This is a genomic window from Brevibacillus sp. HB1.2, assembly GCF_013332495.1.
Classification (GTDB): Bacteria; Bacillota; Bacilli; order Brevibacillales; family Brevibacillaceae; genus Brevibacillus; species Brevibacillus porteri.
The window spans coordinates 620,475-637,253 of record NZ_JABMIU010000001.1; the positions used below are offsets into that span (position 1 = coordinate 620,475).

General features: G+C 47.4%; 14 protein-coding genes. 1 reads left to right on the forward strand and 13 read right to left on the reverse strand.

Translation table 11 applies throughout. The annotated features are described in order from the left end of the window. Positions 1 to 106: 106 nt before the first annotated feature. From HPY28_RS02700 to HPY28_RS02740, 9 genes are all read right to left on the reverse strand, one after another. A complete protein-coding gene (locus HPY28_RS02700) occupies positions 107 to 1,279 on the reverse strand; it encodes a glycosyltransferase family 4 protein (RefSeq protein WP_173621620.1) in 1,173 nt (390 codons plus the stop codon). Then, positions 1,260 to 1,682 carry a hypothetical protein gene (locus HPY28_RS02705; protein WP_017248157.1) on the reverse strand — a complete coding sequence of 141 codons (423 nt, stop codon included), beginning with the start codon at positions 1,680 to 1,682 and terminating at the stop codon, positions 1,260 to 1,262. The genes HPY28_RS02700 and HPY28_RS02705 overlap by 20 nt, the downstream gene beginning before the upstream one ends. 105 nt (positions 1,683 to 1,787) lie before the next feature. Continuing rightward, a complete protein-coding gene (locus HPY28_RS02710) occupies positions 1,788 to 2,471 on the reverse strand; it encodes a DnaD domain-containing protein (protein ID WP_069845302.1) in 684 nt (227 codons plus the stop codon). A gap of 122 nt (positions 2,472 to 2,593) precedes the next feature. After that, entirely contained in the window at positions 2,594 to 3,883 is a 1,290-nt protein-coding gene (gene asnS / locus HPY28_RS02715; RefSeq protein WP_007723123.1) for an asparagine--tRNA ligase, read from the reverse strand. Between the two features lie 216 nt (positions 3,884 to 4,099). After that, complete coding sequence (locus HPY28_RS02720; RefSeq protein ID WP_174230048.1) at positions 4,100 to 6,967, reverse strand: WIAG-tail domain; 2,868 nt, start codon at positions 6,965 to 6,967, stop codon at positions 4,100 to 4,102. Positions 6,968 to 7,145: 178 nt separating this feature from the next. Continuing rightward, positions 7,146 to 8,657 carry an AAA family ATPase gene (locus tag HPY28_RS02725; protein WP_017248155.1) on the reverse strand — a complete coding sequence of 504 codons (1,512 nt, stop codon included), beginning with the start codon at positions 8,655 to 8,657 and terminating at the stop codon, positions 7,146 to 7,148. Further along, positions 8,650 to 9,177: a hypothetical protein gene (locus HPY28_RS02730; RefSeq protein WP_017248154.1), complete on the reverse strand. Its 528-nt coding sequence runs from the start codon at positions 9,175 to 9,177 to the stop codon at positions 8,650 to 8,652. Before HPY28_RS02730 ends, HPY28_RS02725 begins: the two co-directional genes overlap by 8 nt. Positions 9,178 to 9,329: 152 nt before the next feature. Next, entirely contained in the window at positions 9,330 to 9,809 is a 480-nt protein-coding gene (locus HPY28_RS02735) for a cell wall elongation regulator TseB-like domain-containing protein (RefSeq protein WP_007723133.1), read from the reverse strand. A 29-nt stretch (positions 9,810 to 9,838) separates the two neighbouring features. Then, a complete protein-coding gene (locus HPY28_RS02740; protein WP_174230049.1) occupies positions 9,839 to 10,543 on the reverse strand; it encodes a hypothetical protein in 705 nt (234 codons plus the stop codon). A 133-nt stretch (positions 10,544 to 10,676) separates the two neighbouring features. Here HPY28_RS02740 and HPY28_RS02745 point away from each other — a divergent pair, with 133 nt between their 5' ends. Beyond that, positions 10,677 to 10,856, forward strand: a complete 180-nt coding sequence (locus HPY28_RS02745) for a hypothetical protein (RefSeq protein ID WP_133257456.1) — start codon at positions 10,677 to 10,679, stop codon at positions 10,854 to 10,856. 63 nt (positions 10,857 to 10,919) lie between these two features. Here the strand turns inward: HPY28_RS02745 and HPY28_RS02750 are convergent, their stop codons facing one another. From HPY28_RS02750 to dinG, 4 genes are read right to left on the reverse strand one after another with little or no spacing between them, the layout of a single operon-like run. Continuing rightward, the gene (locus tag HPY28_RS02750) at positions 10,920 to 12,224 is read right to left on the reverse strand and encodes an amidohydrolase (RefSeq protein ID WP_173621616.1); all 1,305 of its coding nucleotides are present in this window, start codon (positions 12,222 to 12,224) and stop codon (positions 10,920 to 10,922) included. A gap of 16 nt (positions 12,225 to 12,240) precedes the next feature. Further along, positions 12,241 to 12,864 carry a redox-sensing transcriptional repressor Rex gene (locus HPY28_RS02755; protein WP_017248151.1) on the reverse strand — a complete coding sequence of 208 codons (624 nt, stop codon included), beginning with the start codon at positions 12,862 to 12,864 and terminating at the stop codon, positions 12,241 to 12,243. Between the two features lie 15 nt (positions 12,865 to 12,879). After that, complete coding sequence (locus HPY28_RS02760) at positions 12,880 to 13,785, reverse strand: ComEC/Rec2 family competence protein (RefSeq protein ID WP_017248150.1); 906 nt, start codon at positions 13,783 to 13,785, stop codon at positions 12,880 to 12,882. 41 nt (positions 13,786 to 13,826) lie between these two features. Then, positions 13,827 to 16,730, reverse strand: a complete 2,904-nt coding sequence (gene dinG, locus HPY28_RS02765) for an ATP-dependent DNA helicase DinG (RefSeq protein WP_174230050.1) — start codon at positions 16,728 to 16,730, stop codon at positions 13,827 to 13,829. Between the last annotated feature and the right edge of the window lie 49 nt (positions 16,731 to 16,779).

Sequence of the window (16,779 nt, forward strand, 5' to 3'; positions counted from 1 at the left end):
TTGTGCTCTGCGATACTTATAAGGTATGCGTATCTGGATAGCTGGACAGGGCAGACGTCCACATTGGCGCAAGAAAAGGCAACCACCTACATCCTTTCCGTTCGAATTAACCAGTTTTTAAAAGCGGTTGTTTCTCTTCACTTCGCGTTGGAACAACTGTTTCAAACACGTTCAGATAGCCTTGCGCTGTCGCGTACCAAGAAAAAAACTTGGCTCGTTGCAGGGCCTGTTTGCCCATTTCATTCCGGACAGCAGGTGAACTCCACAACAGTTCCCAGACAGCAGGTAATCCTTTTTCCCAATCTTTTGGCGGAATGATAAAGCCACTTTTCTCGTGGGCAACGACTTCACGAATACCACCACGTGGAGTGGAAATGACGGGCTTTCCGGAAGCCATTGCCTCTAAATTGACACGGCAAAACGCTTCTTTCCAAACGGATGGTGTCGCCACGACATCCCCAATTTGATAGTAAAGCGGCATTTTTGCGGATGGTACGAAATTGACGAAACGTACCTTTTTACCCAAAGGCTTCGCAAGTCGCTTGAGCTCTCGAACATACGGGTTCAGGCGATTACTGCCGTATCCCGTACCGCCCACAATGACGAGTTTAGCTTTCGGGTCTTGTTTGCTCACCTGGCGAAAGGCTTTGATCAGCACATGCACCCCTTTTCCGCGCATGAGTCTGCCGGCATAAAACAAGACGCGATCATCTGGCTTCAATCCGAGTTCTTGGCGCATTTTTTTGACTGCTATCTTTGCAACCTGATAAGGAGTGACATCGACTCCGAGGTGAACCGCATGAATTTTATTGGCAGGAATCTTGCACGTCCGAATAAAATGTTGACGTAAAAATTCACTGTTCGTAATAAAACCTGTTGCCAGTCGAACGGCACGCCGCATATTTTCCTTGCTGATGATCGGCTGTGACCCATACACGTGAGAGTGCATATTCACAAAGACCGGGATCTTGGGAAAATGGCGTTTTAATGTGAGAACATAGATCGGTCTGTTTTCCACGAGGATGACATCTGGCTTGTTTTTTTTGATATGGTTAATAATCCGGCGCAAATAAGGCTTTGGCCCTTTATACGGGACGCGAATAAACTGCCGGTTTTCTTCCACGGATGAGGTTGGATAGGTCGCACATTGACGCGTGTAGATCTTCACGTTATGCATGGGCTCGATCATCTTTGTAACCTCGTCAATATCGTGTTCGACCGAGCTTCCTTTGACCGGTGGTACAGAAAAGGGACCCGGACTAATAATTGCGATGTTCATTTCGCTCGATCTCCCACTCCTTTTTCAGTGAAAGAACTACTTGATACAGGTACTGCAATTGTTTAGTATGGTTTTCTTCAAGCTTCTCCCATCTTTCTTCCCACGAAGCCAGTGCCTCTTTCAGCTCCATCACTTCTTGTTCAAGCTTGTGAACCTGTTCCACGACTACCTCGTCGGTCTCTCTCATAATAATTTCGAAGGTAGGCTCCAAGACCAGTTCCTTCGGCTGCTCTACTGTTGTTTTTACAACCAACTCTTGAACGTTTTCCGTTACTTCCTCTTCCTGTTTTTCATTGGCTTTTACGATTGAAATACGTTGAACTGCCTCATCTACGACATAACTTCCTGAAAACACACCTGGCGTTACCCAATGAGACAGATCCCATTTTTTTCGTTTTTCCACAAGTCATCGCCTCCTGAAGCTTGCATCTACGTAATATGTTATGACAGACAAGGAAAATGGGTACGTGTACGGTGACATAGAAAAAACCGCTTGATTTGGATGAAATCAAAGCGGTTGCCCGTGGTCTCTCATATTTGCTTGTCTACGGAAGTTCAAGCTGTAAAGACGTGCTTGTTCTACGGTTGTAATCTGCTGCTTTTGCCATTCGAGCAAGATCCTGTCAATATAGCGGATGTGGAGTTTGCCGACCGTTGCAGCCTCACGCAAAGCGGTCAATATCAATTCTTCCTGATAGCCGTCCTGTTCGGTCCACATGTGGATGTTCTCCAATTCAAATGGCGCTAACGGGCGACCAAATGCCTGTTCAAAACGAGCGTAAATGGCAACAGGTTCGGCATCCAGAGAAACGGCCACTTCCATAAAGGGCTCCATGCTTCTCGGGTCTGCTTGCTGCTCCCGCCAGGTCTGGTACAGCTTTTTGTACAAAGGGGTCAAATTGTATTGCTCATGACGCATGCCAGTCTGAGGATCGATAAACTCATCTATCGTAATCCAATCTTCTTTTAATAGCTTTTGTAGAGATTGAATCAATTTCCTGCTCGTCATGGACATGCGTTCCTCCAGCTCGGTTAAGGTCGGGAATCGATTCCCTTCCTGCTGAAAGGATAACAGATGAATCAGTAGCATCATCTCGTCATCAGTCAATGACATACGCTTATACATTTTCAAAAGAAGGTTGGAGACGGATGTTGCTCCTTCTTGCAACAATTGCAATATATGGGAGTCCATAACGCATATTCACCTCTGGGTTGGAATAACAAGGGAGTGCGTAAAACGCGCTGTCAAACAATAGGAACACCCTGCTGCCCTCGCGCAACAGGGTGTAGATCGTTCAATGATAAAGGAACTCTCTATGGGTAGAGACGATTCAGCATGCGTGGGAATGGGATCGTTTCACGCACATGATCCAGACCGCAAATCCATGCAATCGTACGCTCCAGACCCAAACCGAAGCCCGAGTGAGGAACTGTACCGTATTTGCGCAGATCCAAATACCAGCGATATGCCTCTTCCGAAAGCTCATGCTCAGCAAAACGTTTCTCCAAGAGTTCTGGATCATCAATCCGCTGGCTACCCCCGATGATTTCGCCGTAGCCTTCTGGTGCGATCATGTCCGCGCACAGAACCACTTCCGGACGTTCAGGGTGTGGCTTCATGTAGAAAGCTTTGATTTCGGTAGGATAATGAGTGATGAAAACAGGCTTGTCGAAGTGGTCCGCAATCATCGTCTCATCCGGTGCCCCAAAGTCGTCTCCCCATTTGATCTCGCTACCTTTTTCCTGCAACAGTTTGATCGCATCATCATAAGAGATGCGTGGGAACGACCCTGTTACATTTTGCAGTTTTGTGGTATCGCGCTCCAACGTTTTCAGTTCGCGCTCACAGTTTTTCAATACGGATTGTACCACATGAGAAACAAACGCTTCCTGAATACGCAGATTTTCTTCATGATCCACGAAAGCCATCTCCGGCTCGATCATCCAGAACTCGATCAAGTGACGACGTGTCTTGGATTTCTCGGCACGGAAAGTTGGACCGAAAGAGTAAACGCGGCCTAACGCCATAGCAACTGCTTCCATATAAAGCTGGCCGGACTGCGAGAGATACGCATCTTCCTCAAAATATTTGGTATGGAACAGATTGGTGGTACCTTCCGCAGAGGTCGGTGTCAAAATCGGTGGATCTACTTTTACGAAACCGTTCTCGTGGAAGAACTCATACATGGCGCGAATCACCTCGGAACGCACAGCCATGACTGCACGCTGACGTGGAGAACGCAGCCACAGGTGGCGATGGTCCATGAGGAAGTCAACACCGTGTTCCTTCAAGGAAATCGGATATTCCTGGGCGATCTGAATAATTTCCACACCTGTTACTGTCAGTTCGTAACCGCTTGGTGCGCGGTCATCCGCACGAACTACACCGGTTATGTAAAGTGAGCTTTCTTGTGTGAGCTGCGATGCATTCTCCCACACTTCTTCCGCTACTTCCGCTTTTACTACTACACCTTGGATGAAGCCGGAGCCGTCGCGGAGCTGCAAAAATTGAATCTTGCCGCTGCTGCGTTTGTTGTATAACCAGCATCCCAGGCGTACTTCTTGTCCAACATGCTGCCCGATTCGGGCAATCGTCGTCAACATTGAATGATTCCCTCCATTTACCATGCCACGCAAATACAGACTAAGTATACCTGATAATTATACTATTGGGGGCCTGCAAATTCAATGAAAGTCTCCTTGTACAATGTTAACCATAAATTTATTATGTAAACTAATATACATTTGGGAGACCTGATCTCAACATCGGCCTCCCCGCTTCTGAATCATCCACTCGCCCCATTGTTGTTTCCTACCGAATTATTTATCATGCTCGATATCGCTATCGTATTCTTCACTACTTTCATAATAATCTTGCTCGAGATCATTTTCATCCGTATCTTCTTCATCTTCATCTTCATCCATGTCATCCTCGTCCATGTCCTCATCTTCCATGTCTTCATCGTCCGCATCTTCATAATCCGTATCTTCATCATCCGCGTCTTCATAATCCGTGTCTTCATCATCGGTATCTTCATCATCGGTATCTTCGTCATCGGTATCTTCGTCATCGGTATCTTCATCATCGGTATCTTCATCATCCATGTCTTCATCATCCATGTCTTGATCTTCCTCGATCTGATCTTCGTCGACTTCTTCTGTCTCCAGTTGCTCCCTCTCCGTTGACCATTCCAATATTTCGTGTGGGACACCTACTCCTTTTTCTCCAATCGCGATCCAGTGAATCACACCAGTCGCTTCTTGACCCTCTTGATTGCGGAACACGGTGATGATCGCTGAAGTCCTCTTGGTGTATTTGAGCGACGTATATATCCCCGGTTGATTTGTCATCGCCACCATACAATAATGTGTATCCGCATATGGCTGTGGCAAACGAACGGTCACATCTGTGGACTTGCTCGTGGCAGAAAGTCTGAATGGGACGAAACCGTATTGTTGAAAGGTTACTCCTACGTGATTATGCGTTTCAATGACCGGAAAGCTCAGCTTCTCAGCCGTAATCGACTCATTCTCAATGTGAAGCGTAGAGACAGCTTTGGGCGCAATTTTGGAACCGGTCACGGAGTCCTCTGCCAGTTTTTCCTGCGTAATGATCCGGTTTTGCAGATGCTGTTCTGTTATGCTTCTGGCGACAAGATGATTTCCTTTGAGCGTCCCCTCCATAATATGAGTTCCATCCAAGCTGCCTTTTATGACATGAGCACCATGAATCGAATGGCTATCTAGCTTGCTCGCATCAATGCTCTGGTCAGCTATTTTCTCTCGGGTGACACTGCCTTCCTGTAATTTTTCCTTGGAAATGGAGTTACCCTGGAGATGTTCATTTTGAATGATATGACTGTTGAGATGTGTAGACGATATTGCTTTTTCGGCGATCTTTTCCCCTGTGACGGCTGCTCTGCCCAGATGGCGTGTCTTGATCGCATCTTTGGCTATTTTGGGGGCTGTGATGACGGCATCTCCAATTTTGCTTGTCGTAATGCTTAGATCTGAAATTTTGTCTGTGGAAACAGATTCCGGCGCCAATTTTGAGGTGGTCACCAAGTGGTCATGCAGATGTTGCGTGTGGATGATGTATTCGCGTAGATGATTGCCCCCAATGAGTCTGTCAGCCAAATGATGTTCTTCTATAGATCTTCTTGCCAACTTTTCTGAACGAATGGACCCGTCAATCAGATGTCGTGAACTCACACTCTCGTCGAGTAAGTGTTTCTCTCCTACACTCTTGTTCGCCAATTTGTCGATAGTGACAGCCTTGTCGGCTATTTTGCCAGTGGTAACCTGCTGATCCCCAATTTTTTTGGACGTCAGCATCCCATCTTGCAAGTGGCTCGATAGGACACTGCCAGCTTGTAAATGTGTACTACCGATTGATTCTTTGGCGAGTTTTTCTGTCGTGACACTGTTGTTGCTCAAATGCTCAGTCGAAATCGCATTTGGCCCCACTTTATCACTGGTCACCACTTCTGGCTGTAAATGCTGGCTGTAAATGGCCTGAAATGCGATGTGATGATTCGTGATGCTGCCAGCGCTAATATTACTGCCAGCTATTAGCTCTTCAGTGAGGTGATGACGGTAAATGGAGCCTTCACGGATATGTTGAGACTCAATTGCATCCTCGTCTATCTTCGTCGAAGTAACTGCTCCATCGCGTAATTTATCTCCTGTGACTGCTCCATCCTCAAGCTTCACTGTGTTGATCACATAATTGGCTAGGTTACTTGTTTGAATGGATCCCATTTTTATTTTTTCCGTGGTAATCGATTGATCCTGGATCAAGTCATTCGTAATGGCTTGATCCTGAATATGCTTACTCTGAATCGAGTGGTCGGCAAATTTCATGGAGTCGATGGTTTTATCAGCTAACTTCTCCGACGTAATGCTATGGTTGATCAATTTTTGCGCGGATATCGAATAATCCTGCAAATGCTCACCGTCTACGATTCCCCGCCCCAGATGATCCCGCAGTATCGCATGCGGTGCGATTTTGGTGGAGGTTACGCTCATGTCCGCGAGTTTGCTGCTGTCCACGGCATAATCCTTCAAAATCGAATTATCCACGGCGCCTTGCTTAATCTTGGACGAGTCAATGGCACGGTTCGCAATTTTTTCAGTGGTCACTGATTGATCTGTCAAGTCGTCTGTATAGACAAATGATTGGACACGATCATCATTTCGGTCTTTGATGACCTTCGAATAAAAGTTCGGATTGGCAGTTGAGCTTTGTTTGGAAGATGCATCCTGTTTGGAAGTTGTATCCTGTCTGGAATTTGTATCCTGTCTGGAATTTGAAACCTGTCTGGAATTTGAAACTTGTCTGGAAGTTGTATCCTGCTTGGAAGTTGTATCCTGCCTGGAAGTTGTATCCTGCCTAGAATTTGATACCTGTCTGGAAGTTGAATCCTGTCTGGAAAACGAGTCCTGTTTGGAGGATAGGTCCTGCTTGGGTACTTTGGGAATCGGTTGTTGTTGCTCTTTCGGTGTGGCAGCAGAGAGGGGAGGTATTCTCTGATCGCTCTCCAAATTACTTTCAAGCAGATTTAATTCGAGGTCTTCCATCCACTCCCGATCGGGTGATGATGTATATGAGAGCGGTAACTCGTGCATGGTCTGCCTAAAGGTTTTACTCAGACTTTTGTTTGCTTTTCGCCGGTTCACATTGGCCATAGGGTCTCCTTGCCTCCTGATTTCATTCCCGTATCACTCTTGTAGGATATTCATCCATTTCCCTATTTGGCACCGTGTCTACAAAATTGTTTCATCCTTATTGGCCTAAGTTTCCAGCCAACACAAAAAAACCTGCTTGGCCAACTCTCCCGTTGGCTAGCAGGTTCTTTATCTTCATTTATACAGCAACTTCTTCTTTCGTTTGTGACAAAAGCGTCCTGAATTCATCGCCTTGCAGGACTTCCGCTTCCATCAATGTGTACAAGCCTGTTTGGAATACGGAGTCATATTGTCTCAAAAGATTGCGAGTTTCTACGAGCAACCCATCCAGCAGACGCTCAACCTCATCATGAATACGACTCTTCTCCACGTATTGCAAATGTACAATCCCCAGATCCGACATACCGCTTTGTACAATTTCCTGTGCCATTCCCAGCGCTTGCTCGAAGTCATTCTTCGATCCAGTACTGCGCCCACCGTAGTAGATTTCCTCCGCTACGGCTCCTCCAAGGCTAACCATGATTTGCTTTTCCATCGCATCCTTGGTATACAAATAGCGGTCTTCCATTGGATTTTGTCGTACGTACCCTAGTGCTTTGCCACGTGGACTCAGCGTGACCTGCGAGACAGAGCCTGGTCGCACCATCTCACTGACAATGGCATGCCCCAATTCATGGAGCGCAACACGCTTCTTCTCTTCCTCTGATGCTTGTCGGTCTACTTTCTCTCCGAGCATGACCTTATCCACGGCATAAGCAAAATGCTTCGCAGTGATCTTGTCCTGTCGGTCACGCATGGCGTAAATAGCCGCTTCATTGGCTACACTTTCCAGCTGTGCGCCAGAAAAACCGAATGTCTCTTGTGCCACTTTTTCCAGTGTGACGTCTTCGCCAAGCGGTTTATTCGCCGTATGAATGGTCAAAATCTGCTCGCGTGCTGGCTTGTCTGGGAGATCAACGCTAATATGACGGTCAAAACGACCAGGACGCAACAACGCTGCGTCGAGCATGTCTTTCCGGTTCGTAGCTGCCATGACTAAAATCCGCGGCTTGTCGGTCGTAGCTACACCATCCATCTCCGTCAACAGTTGATTCAAGGTCTGATCGTATTCACGTTGCTGTTGACCGTCCCTTTTTCCACCGACGACATCGATCTCATCGATAAAAATAATCGCGCTGTCTTGCCCATTTTTCTCTGCCAATGTCTTCGCTTCTTGAAACAATTCACGAACGCGTTGTGCACCGACACCGACGTACATCTCTACAAACTGCGAACCTGATGCCGCCACAAAGGCAGAATTTGTATAGTTCGCTGCTGCTTTCGCCATCAGTGTCTTACCCGTACCAGGAGGACCTGTCAAAAGAACACCTTTGATCGGACGAATCCCGTACTGTTCAATTTTGTCTTTATACACGAGAAAATCAAGCGATTCCTTCAGTTCTTTTTTAGCGCGTTCCTGTCCACCAATATCGGCAAACTGCACGTCCGATTTCGGCAGCTCATGCTTGTTTGCTTTTCTTTTCCCACCGAGGGCGACATTCCCGCCTTGTCCATTTTGCTGACGGATGACCAGAAAGTAAATCGCCCCCAGTACGGCTCCGAACACCAAGAATGGCGTAATATTTACACCTAGAAAAACAAGAAAAATAAACAGTGCAGGTACGACGCCGATCAGTACTTCCTTACGCACGTGCCGTCACCTCTTTTTCAATGGAACGGGGGATGATGGTGTAGAAATCCTCCGTTCCTTTTTTCAAGTAAACATAAATGTTCTCGTCATCCATTAATGCAGATGCTTCGTCCAGCTGATTCCCCTTTTTCCATTGTTCCACGAGGGCTGGAATGCGGCTATATTCATGCAGTTCCACTGCTTCTGTAAACACAAATTGACCGCTCTGCCATATATCATTCATCGCTGTCGACTGATTGTCTATGTCAATGACCACTTCTTTTTCCCCTGCGATCTTTTGTGTTTCCGTTAGCAAATTGCGATATTCTGCTGGAAACGTGTCTGGCTTTGTAACAGTTACATCTATTTGAATTTTATCTTTGCTGATCTCCAAATTACCCAATGTGGCGGACTGCATTTGTCCAATTTCTGCACGGATTGGCTCCTCAATCTCCATCTTTTGATACAAGAACCATCCTCCGAACAGGAGTGCCAAGGTTGCCACCAAAGATAATCCAATTGCGCTCTTTTTCAACTGCACGGCTACTCCCCCCATAAATATCGTTCTCGTTTTCTCTCTCTGCAACGTCCCCAGTATATCATATGAGTATATCAATTTCTTATACAGATGTTGGATGGAATGCCAAACAGGCCTTCTCCCATAAGGAAAAGGCCTGTCGTCAAGCTAGCGTATTAGGTTGGCGCGAGCACGTACGAGGTTAACAAAGCACCTGTGAATAGATCATAGTGAATATAGTGAAAACGACCGTCTTTGTCTTTGACAGTGACTTCCCAAAATTTCTTATCGTTTTCGAGACCAGGAACCAAATGAGTGATCTCCGATTGCGGGAATGACTTGTAAACCGCCTCTTCTACATTCTTTTTAGGAACAGCTAGATCCATTCGATCGAAACTAACTTTCTGATCGGTCATCCATGCTACAACCTGTGTACCCGCCTTATTTTTCCCAATGACGACAGCGTAGCTCTCCTTGCCTCGATATTCATCAATGGATTCAATCTCCGTGATTGTCGTGCGATCCTGGACCCACTGACGAACGGTTTCCTCAAATTGATTACGCTCTCCTGCTACAGAAGCCGTCAGGTGATAGGCGAACCCAGCTCCCGTAAGTAAAATGACGGCTACGATTGATAGGATAATTCGTACTAACACAGCAAAGTAACTCCTTTACGTGGCTGACATTACAATCGGAATCGAAGCTGGTCTCTCTTCACTCCAACTGCCGTTTGCATTTGCAAATCCAGCTCCAGTTGGCGAAGCTGCCCCGTAGTTGACTCGTACCATAGTTGGTAATTGACTTTCATTCCCTCTGTTACGTTCGAAGACAAATCCTGAATAGGGAAGGATGGACCTAACCACATCGATAATAACGAAGAGACTTCCTCTGGTGGAACCGCTATCCGATATCCACTCCATCCTTGCCCTGCAGTATCTTCAAGGCGTTCAGGACTAACCGATTGCAAAACTCCCTTGAGCAATACTGCGTGCTCATGCGGGGTGAACATCGCATACGGCAGTGCGGCATGATCCTTTATCTGGCCATCAATTCGCACCGATACTGGTTGCCCATCTTTTCTGGCTATTTCAAGCTGGTGGCCACCGATTTCTCCTGTGAGCTGAAATTGCTCATTTTGATATCGCCCATGCAAGGTCTGATCCTGCATGTATACCAGAAATGAGCGTTCCTCGTCCTTCGTGATCTGCTCCAAAAGCTCCGCTACCGTCGTCGCTGTCTGCTCCGTTCCTGCTGTTTGTCTGACCGCAGCCGCAGTATCAGTGCTGTCTGTATTGGCTGATCGACTTACTGTCCCCAATACAATCCCAAGGAGAAATAGACCGAGTAGGATAGGAATGAGCCACCACAGCATTTTGGGCCGGATGTACATGTCGTCCCCCCTGTCCCATTTTTGTCTTTAGCCTATGCTATACGGGAAGGTTTTAGAACGACACGGAAAAGTTGCTAATCATACCTTAGGGTCGGGCGGTCATACTACATATACACCCCGAGGAGGTGAGCGCGTGACATCTTCGCAACAAACCACATCTCCTGACATACTTGGGTTTCTGTTACAGGAATACCGCGTCTCCTGGGCAGGATTGTCGTCTCCCTTGCGTCAATGGTCGCACACACCCACTCTTCATTTTCGCCATCATCTCCTGACAAAAGCTGTGGCAAAAATGAACAACGGAACGTCGTAGTATCCAATTCCCCTACCTACACCTACACTGCCTTACTCCTGTCCCCCACCTGACAGGAGCCTTTTACCGTTTTAACGTTTGGAATACGCGGTTTGCTTCATAAATCGCGCGCTCCTCATCGATGGTCAACAGCTTATGATTACGCATCAAGAATTTACCCGCTACAATCGTATCTTTCACATCGCGTCCATTTGCTGCGTACACCACGTGTGAAACCGGTTGGTGTGCCGGGTGGAAATGGGCTTGGTGGCTATCCAGCACGATCAAGTCAGCTTGCTTGCCTACTTCAATGCTTCCGAGTGTTTCCTCTTGGAATACCCCTTCTGCACCATAACGAGTAGCCATGCGAAGTGCTTCCTCTGCTGGAACTGCTACTGGATCGTTGTTCACACCTTTGTGTAGGATCGCAGCGAGTTTCAATTCCTCAAACAAATTCAAATTGTTGTTGCTTGCAGAGCTGTCGGTACCCAGGGACACGCTTACACCTTTTGCCAACATTTTAGGAACTGGCGCAACACCACTAGCCAGTTTTAGGTTGCTCACTACGTTATGAGAAACTCTTACGTTGTATTTTGCCAAAATGTCGATTTCTTCATCCGTTAGGTGAACAGCATGCGCGACAAGTGTTGGACGATTGAACATTCCCAGCTTTTCCAAATGCGCAACTGGACGAAGCCCGTAGTCCTTCTCGTTTTGACCGACTTCCCAAGCAGTTTCAGACATATGGATATGAAGCGGCAAGGAAAGCTCATCGGCTTTTTCGATAATTTGGGTAATAAATTCTGGCGAGCACGTGTACGGCGCATGCGGTGCCATCATGACGGTAATACGCCCGTCTGCCTGATTATGCCATTCTTTTGCAAAAAGAGTCGCGTCTTTCAGCTTTGTTTGACGTTCTTCTTCGGAGCACAGACCAATCATCCCTCTGCAAAGGCGAGCGCGCATTCCAGCAGTATCGACTTCCTTCGCCACGACATCCATATGATCATACATATCCACAAACGTAGTGGTACCGGTACGAATCATCTCGATTAGCGACAGCTGGGTTCCCCATTTTACTGTGTCTCCCGTGAATTGCGCCTCCAATGGCCACATTTTGTCTTCAAGCCATTGTTGCAGCGGCAAATCATCTGCATAACCGCGTAGGAGGGACATACCAGCATGTCCATGCGTGTTGATTAAGCCAGGTAGTATGTAATCACCTTTTTGATCGATGACTTCATCGTATCCCGCTTCCGACAGGTCCTCAGGAGTTGGGCCCACATACGTAATCTTGTTGCCTTCGAATGCTACGGCACCATCGTAAATGACTTCATTCGTATCGTTAACGGTAATGACTGTTGCGTGAATGAGGATCGTCTTTTTCATAGTATACACTCCATTCTTACGTCAAATAGTAGGCCAAGCTTTGCAGGTTGGACGTCACATCCGCATAGTGAATGCGAACATCTTTTCCTGCGCGAATCGTCGTAGGGGCAAAATTCAAGATCCCCCTGATACCCGCTTGAGTCAACTGATCACATACGGATTGCGCTGCAGGTGCCGGTACCGTAATAATCGCCAGCTTGATTTGCTTGTCGACGACTGTTTCTTCCAGCTCTGATAAAGGCTGAATAGGTATACCTGCGACTTTTTTGCCCTGCTTCTCTGGATTATTGTCAAAGATGGCCGCAATCCGCATGTTATCTTTCAAATAAGCGTTGTAGTTACTAATGGCATGGCCCAAATGCCCAGCTCCGACCAAAGCGACACGGATTTCATCCGTTAGCTTCAGAATTTCACGGATTTTTTCCACCAGATAATCGACATCATAGCCGATTCCCTTTTTTCCAAAATCACCAAAAGCTGCAAGATCCTTTCTGATTTGGGCAGGATTCACATCAAGATTCTTGCCCATCTGTTGGGAGGAAACGGTGGTCACCTCAACTTGCTGCAAATAACTGAGGTAACGCAGATAAATCGGCAAACGACGGACGACCGCTTCTGAAATCTTTTCGTGTTTTGCCACGTTCGGTCTTCCCCCCTAATTCTTTTGCTTCAAAATCCGATATTCTTTTCCATTCGATAAAATGGTAATGGAACCGTCGTCGCTGGTAACGTATGTCTCGGCCCATGACTCACCCAAGCGCTCCATGACTTCCGTCTGACCGTCTTTCATTTGATCCCGTGATCGGCCTGTCTGAATAATGGCGACCTGTGGATCGACTTGCGTCAGAAACGGTTGCGAAGAGCCTTGATTGCTCCCCTGACCTGCTACCTTTAGGACTTCCGCCTTCAGTCTGTCATTCTTCCGTTCCAACAGTCGCTCTTCTGCTTTTTCATTCACGGCGCTCATAAATAAAAATCGCAATTGACCGTGCGTCAATCGAAAAACGAGAGAATTGTTCTGAGGCGATAAAAATAACGGTTCATCCGGGAGCAAAACTTCCATGGAGATTTCTTGGTCAAGAGTGAGTACTTGTCCTTGCTCTGCTTCCATCTGTTTTTGGTTGGAGCGAAGCAGCGCGACATGGCGAAGCGATGATGCGATCAGTTTGGGCAAAATGACGGCATCTACAAGCACTTGCTGGCTCAATGAAGCGTAGCCTCCCATATGCTCAGGCTGGTCGTTCGTCAACACGACATAGTCGAGCCGTGTGATCTTGAGCTCTGCCAAGCGTGCCGAGAGAACGGGCCAATCATCTGCCGTACCCGTATCAATCAGCATCGTTTTGCCGCCTGGCATTCTCAAAAGTGTACTCTCACCATGCGGAAGTGCCAAGTAGGTGATAATGAGACCCGAAAATTCCTGCTCTGTCTCTGTTTCAAACGGGTCATCTATCTTCACTGCTGCTTCTTGCAAATACAAATGGCTATCAATCGAGCATGCGCAAAGGAAAATCGCACTAAGAACTACAATCCACCAACGCCACTCTTTTTTCCATAACATTTATTTTATCACCTTAATCCCTATGAGACTATTGCTTCATTTTATGAATCTGACAGGGATTGCATACTAAGGAATGGCTCTATACGTTCTCGAAGCGTTGGCCATGGACCGCTTTCGATCTGAAATGGTGGCAAAGATTGAAGGAATGAGCGTCCATATCTCGACTCAACCACACGCGTGTCAAGAACGATCACGACCCCACGATCCAAGTGGTGGCGAATTAATCGACCCACCCCTTGTTTAAATTGCAGAACGGCTTGTGGAAGAGACAAGGACATAAAAGCGTTTTTTCCTTCTGTCTTCAAAAGCTCGGCCCTTCCTTGATACACAGGATGATTGGGTGGAGCAAACGGGAGGCGAACAATGACTAAACTGCTCAGCCATTCCCCCTGGATATCGACACCTTCCCAGAAGCTGCTCGTCCCAAGCAGGACACTTCTCTCCATGCTTCGGAACAAACGAACCAGCTTGCTCCGATTATTGCTATCGATTCCGTGACCGAATAGCGTATATGGTTCTGGAGCATCCGCAAGCCGTTCCTTCATCGCTTGGTAAACAAGTCGAAGCATCGAGTGGGAGGTGAATAGAATCAGCGTCCTTCCTTTCGAAGCCAGTACCACATCAACACACCCTTGAATGACCGCCTCCAAATACGTGTGGTCACTCTCTTTGCCTGGTGCGGAGAAATCAGATGGAATCAACAGTAATCCCTGCTCTTCATAATGAAAAGGCGATGGCAGTGACAAGGTACGCACTCGTTCCTCGGGCAGTTGGTCGAGACCAAACTGGCTTTTGATGTACGAGAAGCTGTTTTTGACCGTCAGAGTGGCTGATGTCAAGATCAGACTCCGCTTCTGCGCGAAAAGCGGTTCTGCCAGTGAGTCGGCAACCTTCAAGAGTGCTGCTGACAAATGAACTTGCTTGCGAGCTGTACGGGACTCTACTTCCATCCAATATACATACTCGCCATCCTGCTCAAGTAAAAAGAAGTGAAGCAGCTCCACAACATTTTGCCAGTCTTTGATGAGACCGAATAAATCTGTCAGTAGACTGCGTACGACAAATGGTGGCTTTTCCTCTTGCGGAGTCGTTCGCAAAAGCTGCTCGATGCCCGCTGCGTATGCAGTCATCCCTTCTATCAGCTTTTTGGTTACTTTACGTATCTTCTCGTGCTTACCTACAAATGATTCGACCCGATAACGTACTGTCTCACGTCCGGCGTCCGTCGTCTCCTCCGCACGGTCTGATGCCCATGCATACAAGAGCTGTGTCCATTGCTGCGCTTTCTCACGTAAGGCAGCGGACTGTTTTCTCAACTCCAGAAGCTTTGTGGCGACATCTTCTTCAACCGCAGGCATCCAGCTTTGCAGCTCTTCTGCGAAGCGGGAAATTGCCCCACTCTCTTCAACTGATGCACGATCTAACAAGAAAAGAAGCTGCGTGGTTGAAAACTGTTTGCCTAAATGCTGTGTCGCGGCATCCTCCAAATGATGGGCCTCGTCGACGATGGCAACTTCATACGGAGGGAGGATTCTATTTTCCGCTTGCAAGTCGCTGATGAAAAGGGCGTGATTGACGATGAGTACATCGACATCGCGAGCCCGTTCCTTCGCCTGAAAATAGTAACAGCGACTAAACCAGGGACAAGCCCGATTCAAACAAGAGCTCGTGTCACTTTTTACCTGTTGCCACAGCAGTTGGCCACTCGGAGGCATGCTCAGCTCTTCCACGTCACCGGTTACGGTTTGCGTGAGCCACGTCAGCATCTGTCCTTTGACCAAGCGCATTTCTTGGCTGCTTCCTTCTACAGGCTCGTCCACGGCTTGTTCAAATTTACGCAAGCACAAGTAGTTTCCTCTGCCTTTTAGCGTCGAAGCTGTAAAGGAAAACGGCAGAGACTCCTGCAAGGTAGCGATTTCCTTATGGAATAACTGTTCCTGCAATTGAATGGTATTGGTACTGACCACCAGCTGCTGCTGATTGTGATGAGCCCAAATGATCCCCGGTAAGAGATAGGCTAATGATTTTCCCGTACCTGTCCCTGCCTCTACCAATAAATGGGCACCATCCTCCATGGCCTCATAGACCGCATGCATCATCGCTTCCTGAGCATCCCGGCGTTGATATCCCGACATTTTCGCCTGCATGTGCCCGTTTTCGCCCAAGACATCCTCGAGCTGGTCAGCAAACGCTTTGGTCACTGTCGCATCGACATGGGAACGTTTTAGCGAGGCTGTTAATTTTTCTTCTCGCTTCCGAAGAGCCAGCTGGCGATAAACATCCCACATGTCTGAGGAATCCGTTTTGGTTGGCGTTCCATCCAGCTCTGGCAGCTCTATGAGCTTTTCCATCTCGATCTGACGTAAAAGAACCTCGATATCAGAGCGAAACGAAGAAACGAGCATCTGCAGGCGCTGGATGGTCACGAGAGGCAGTCTCTTTAAAATATCCAGCAAGTGGAGAAACAGCTGCGCCGTTGCGAGTGCATCGCTATCTGCTTGATGGGGATTATCGTGCTCGATTTCCAGCTCAGACGCCAGTTCTCCGAGTCTGTAGCTATTTTGCATCGGCAACAGAACACGGGATAGCTCCACTGTATCAAGTACGTAGCCGTCAAACGCATAATAGCCCTGGCTCAGCAGGGCTTCTTGTAAAAATTGGAGATCAAAGCTTGCATTATGTGCAACAAAAGCTCGCCCGTCCAATAAACGCAAGAAATCTGGAAACACTTCTTCCAAGGAAGGAGCATCTGCAACCATCTCATTGGTAATCCCTGTTAATTGGGTAATAAATGGGGGAATATCCTGGCCTGGATGAATCAGGGTGGAAAAACTCTCGGTAATCTGCCCATCATCGATTGCGACGGCACCAATCTGAATGATGCTGTCCCCTTGGCGTGGATGGCTTCCCGTCGTCTCAAAATCTACAACTAGTAATCGATTCAAACGTTGTCACCTCGTAACCTGGGCGGAAACATTCAATCCGCACCCATTC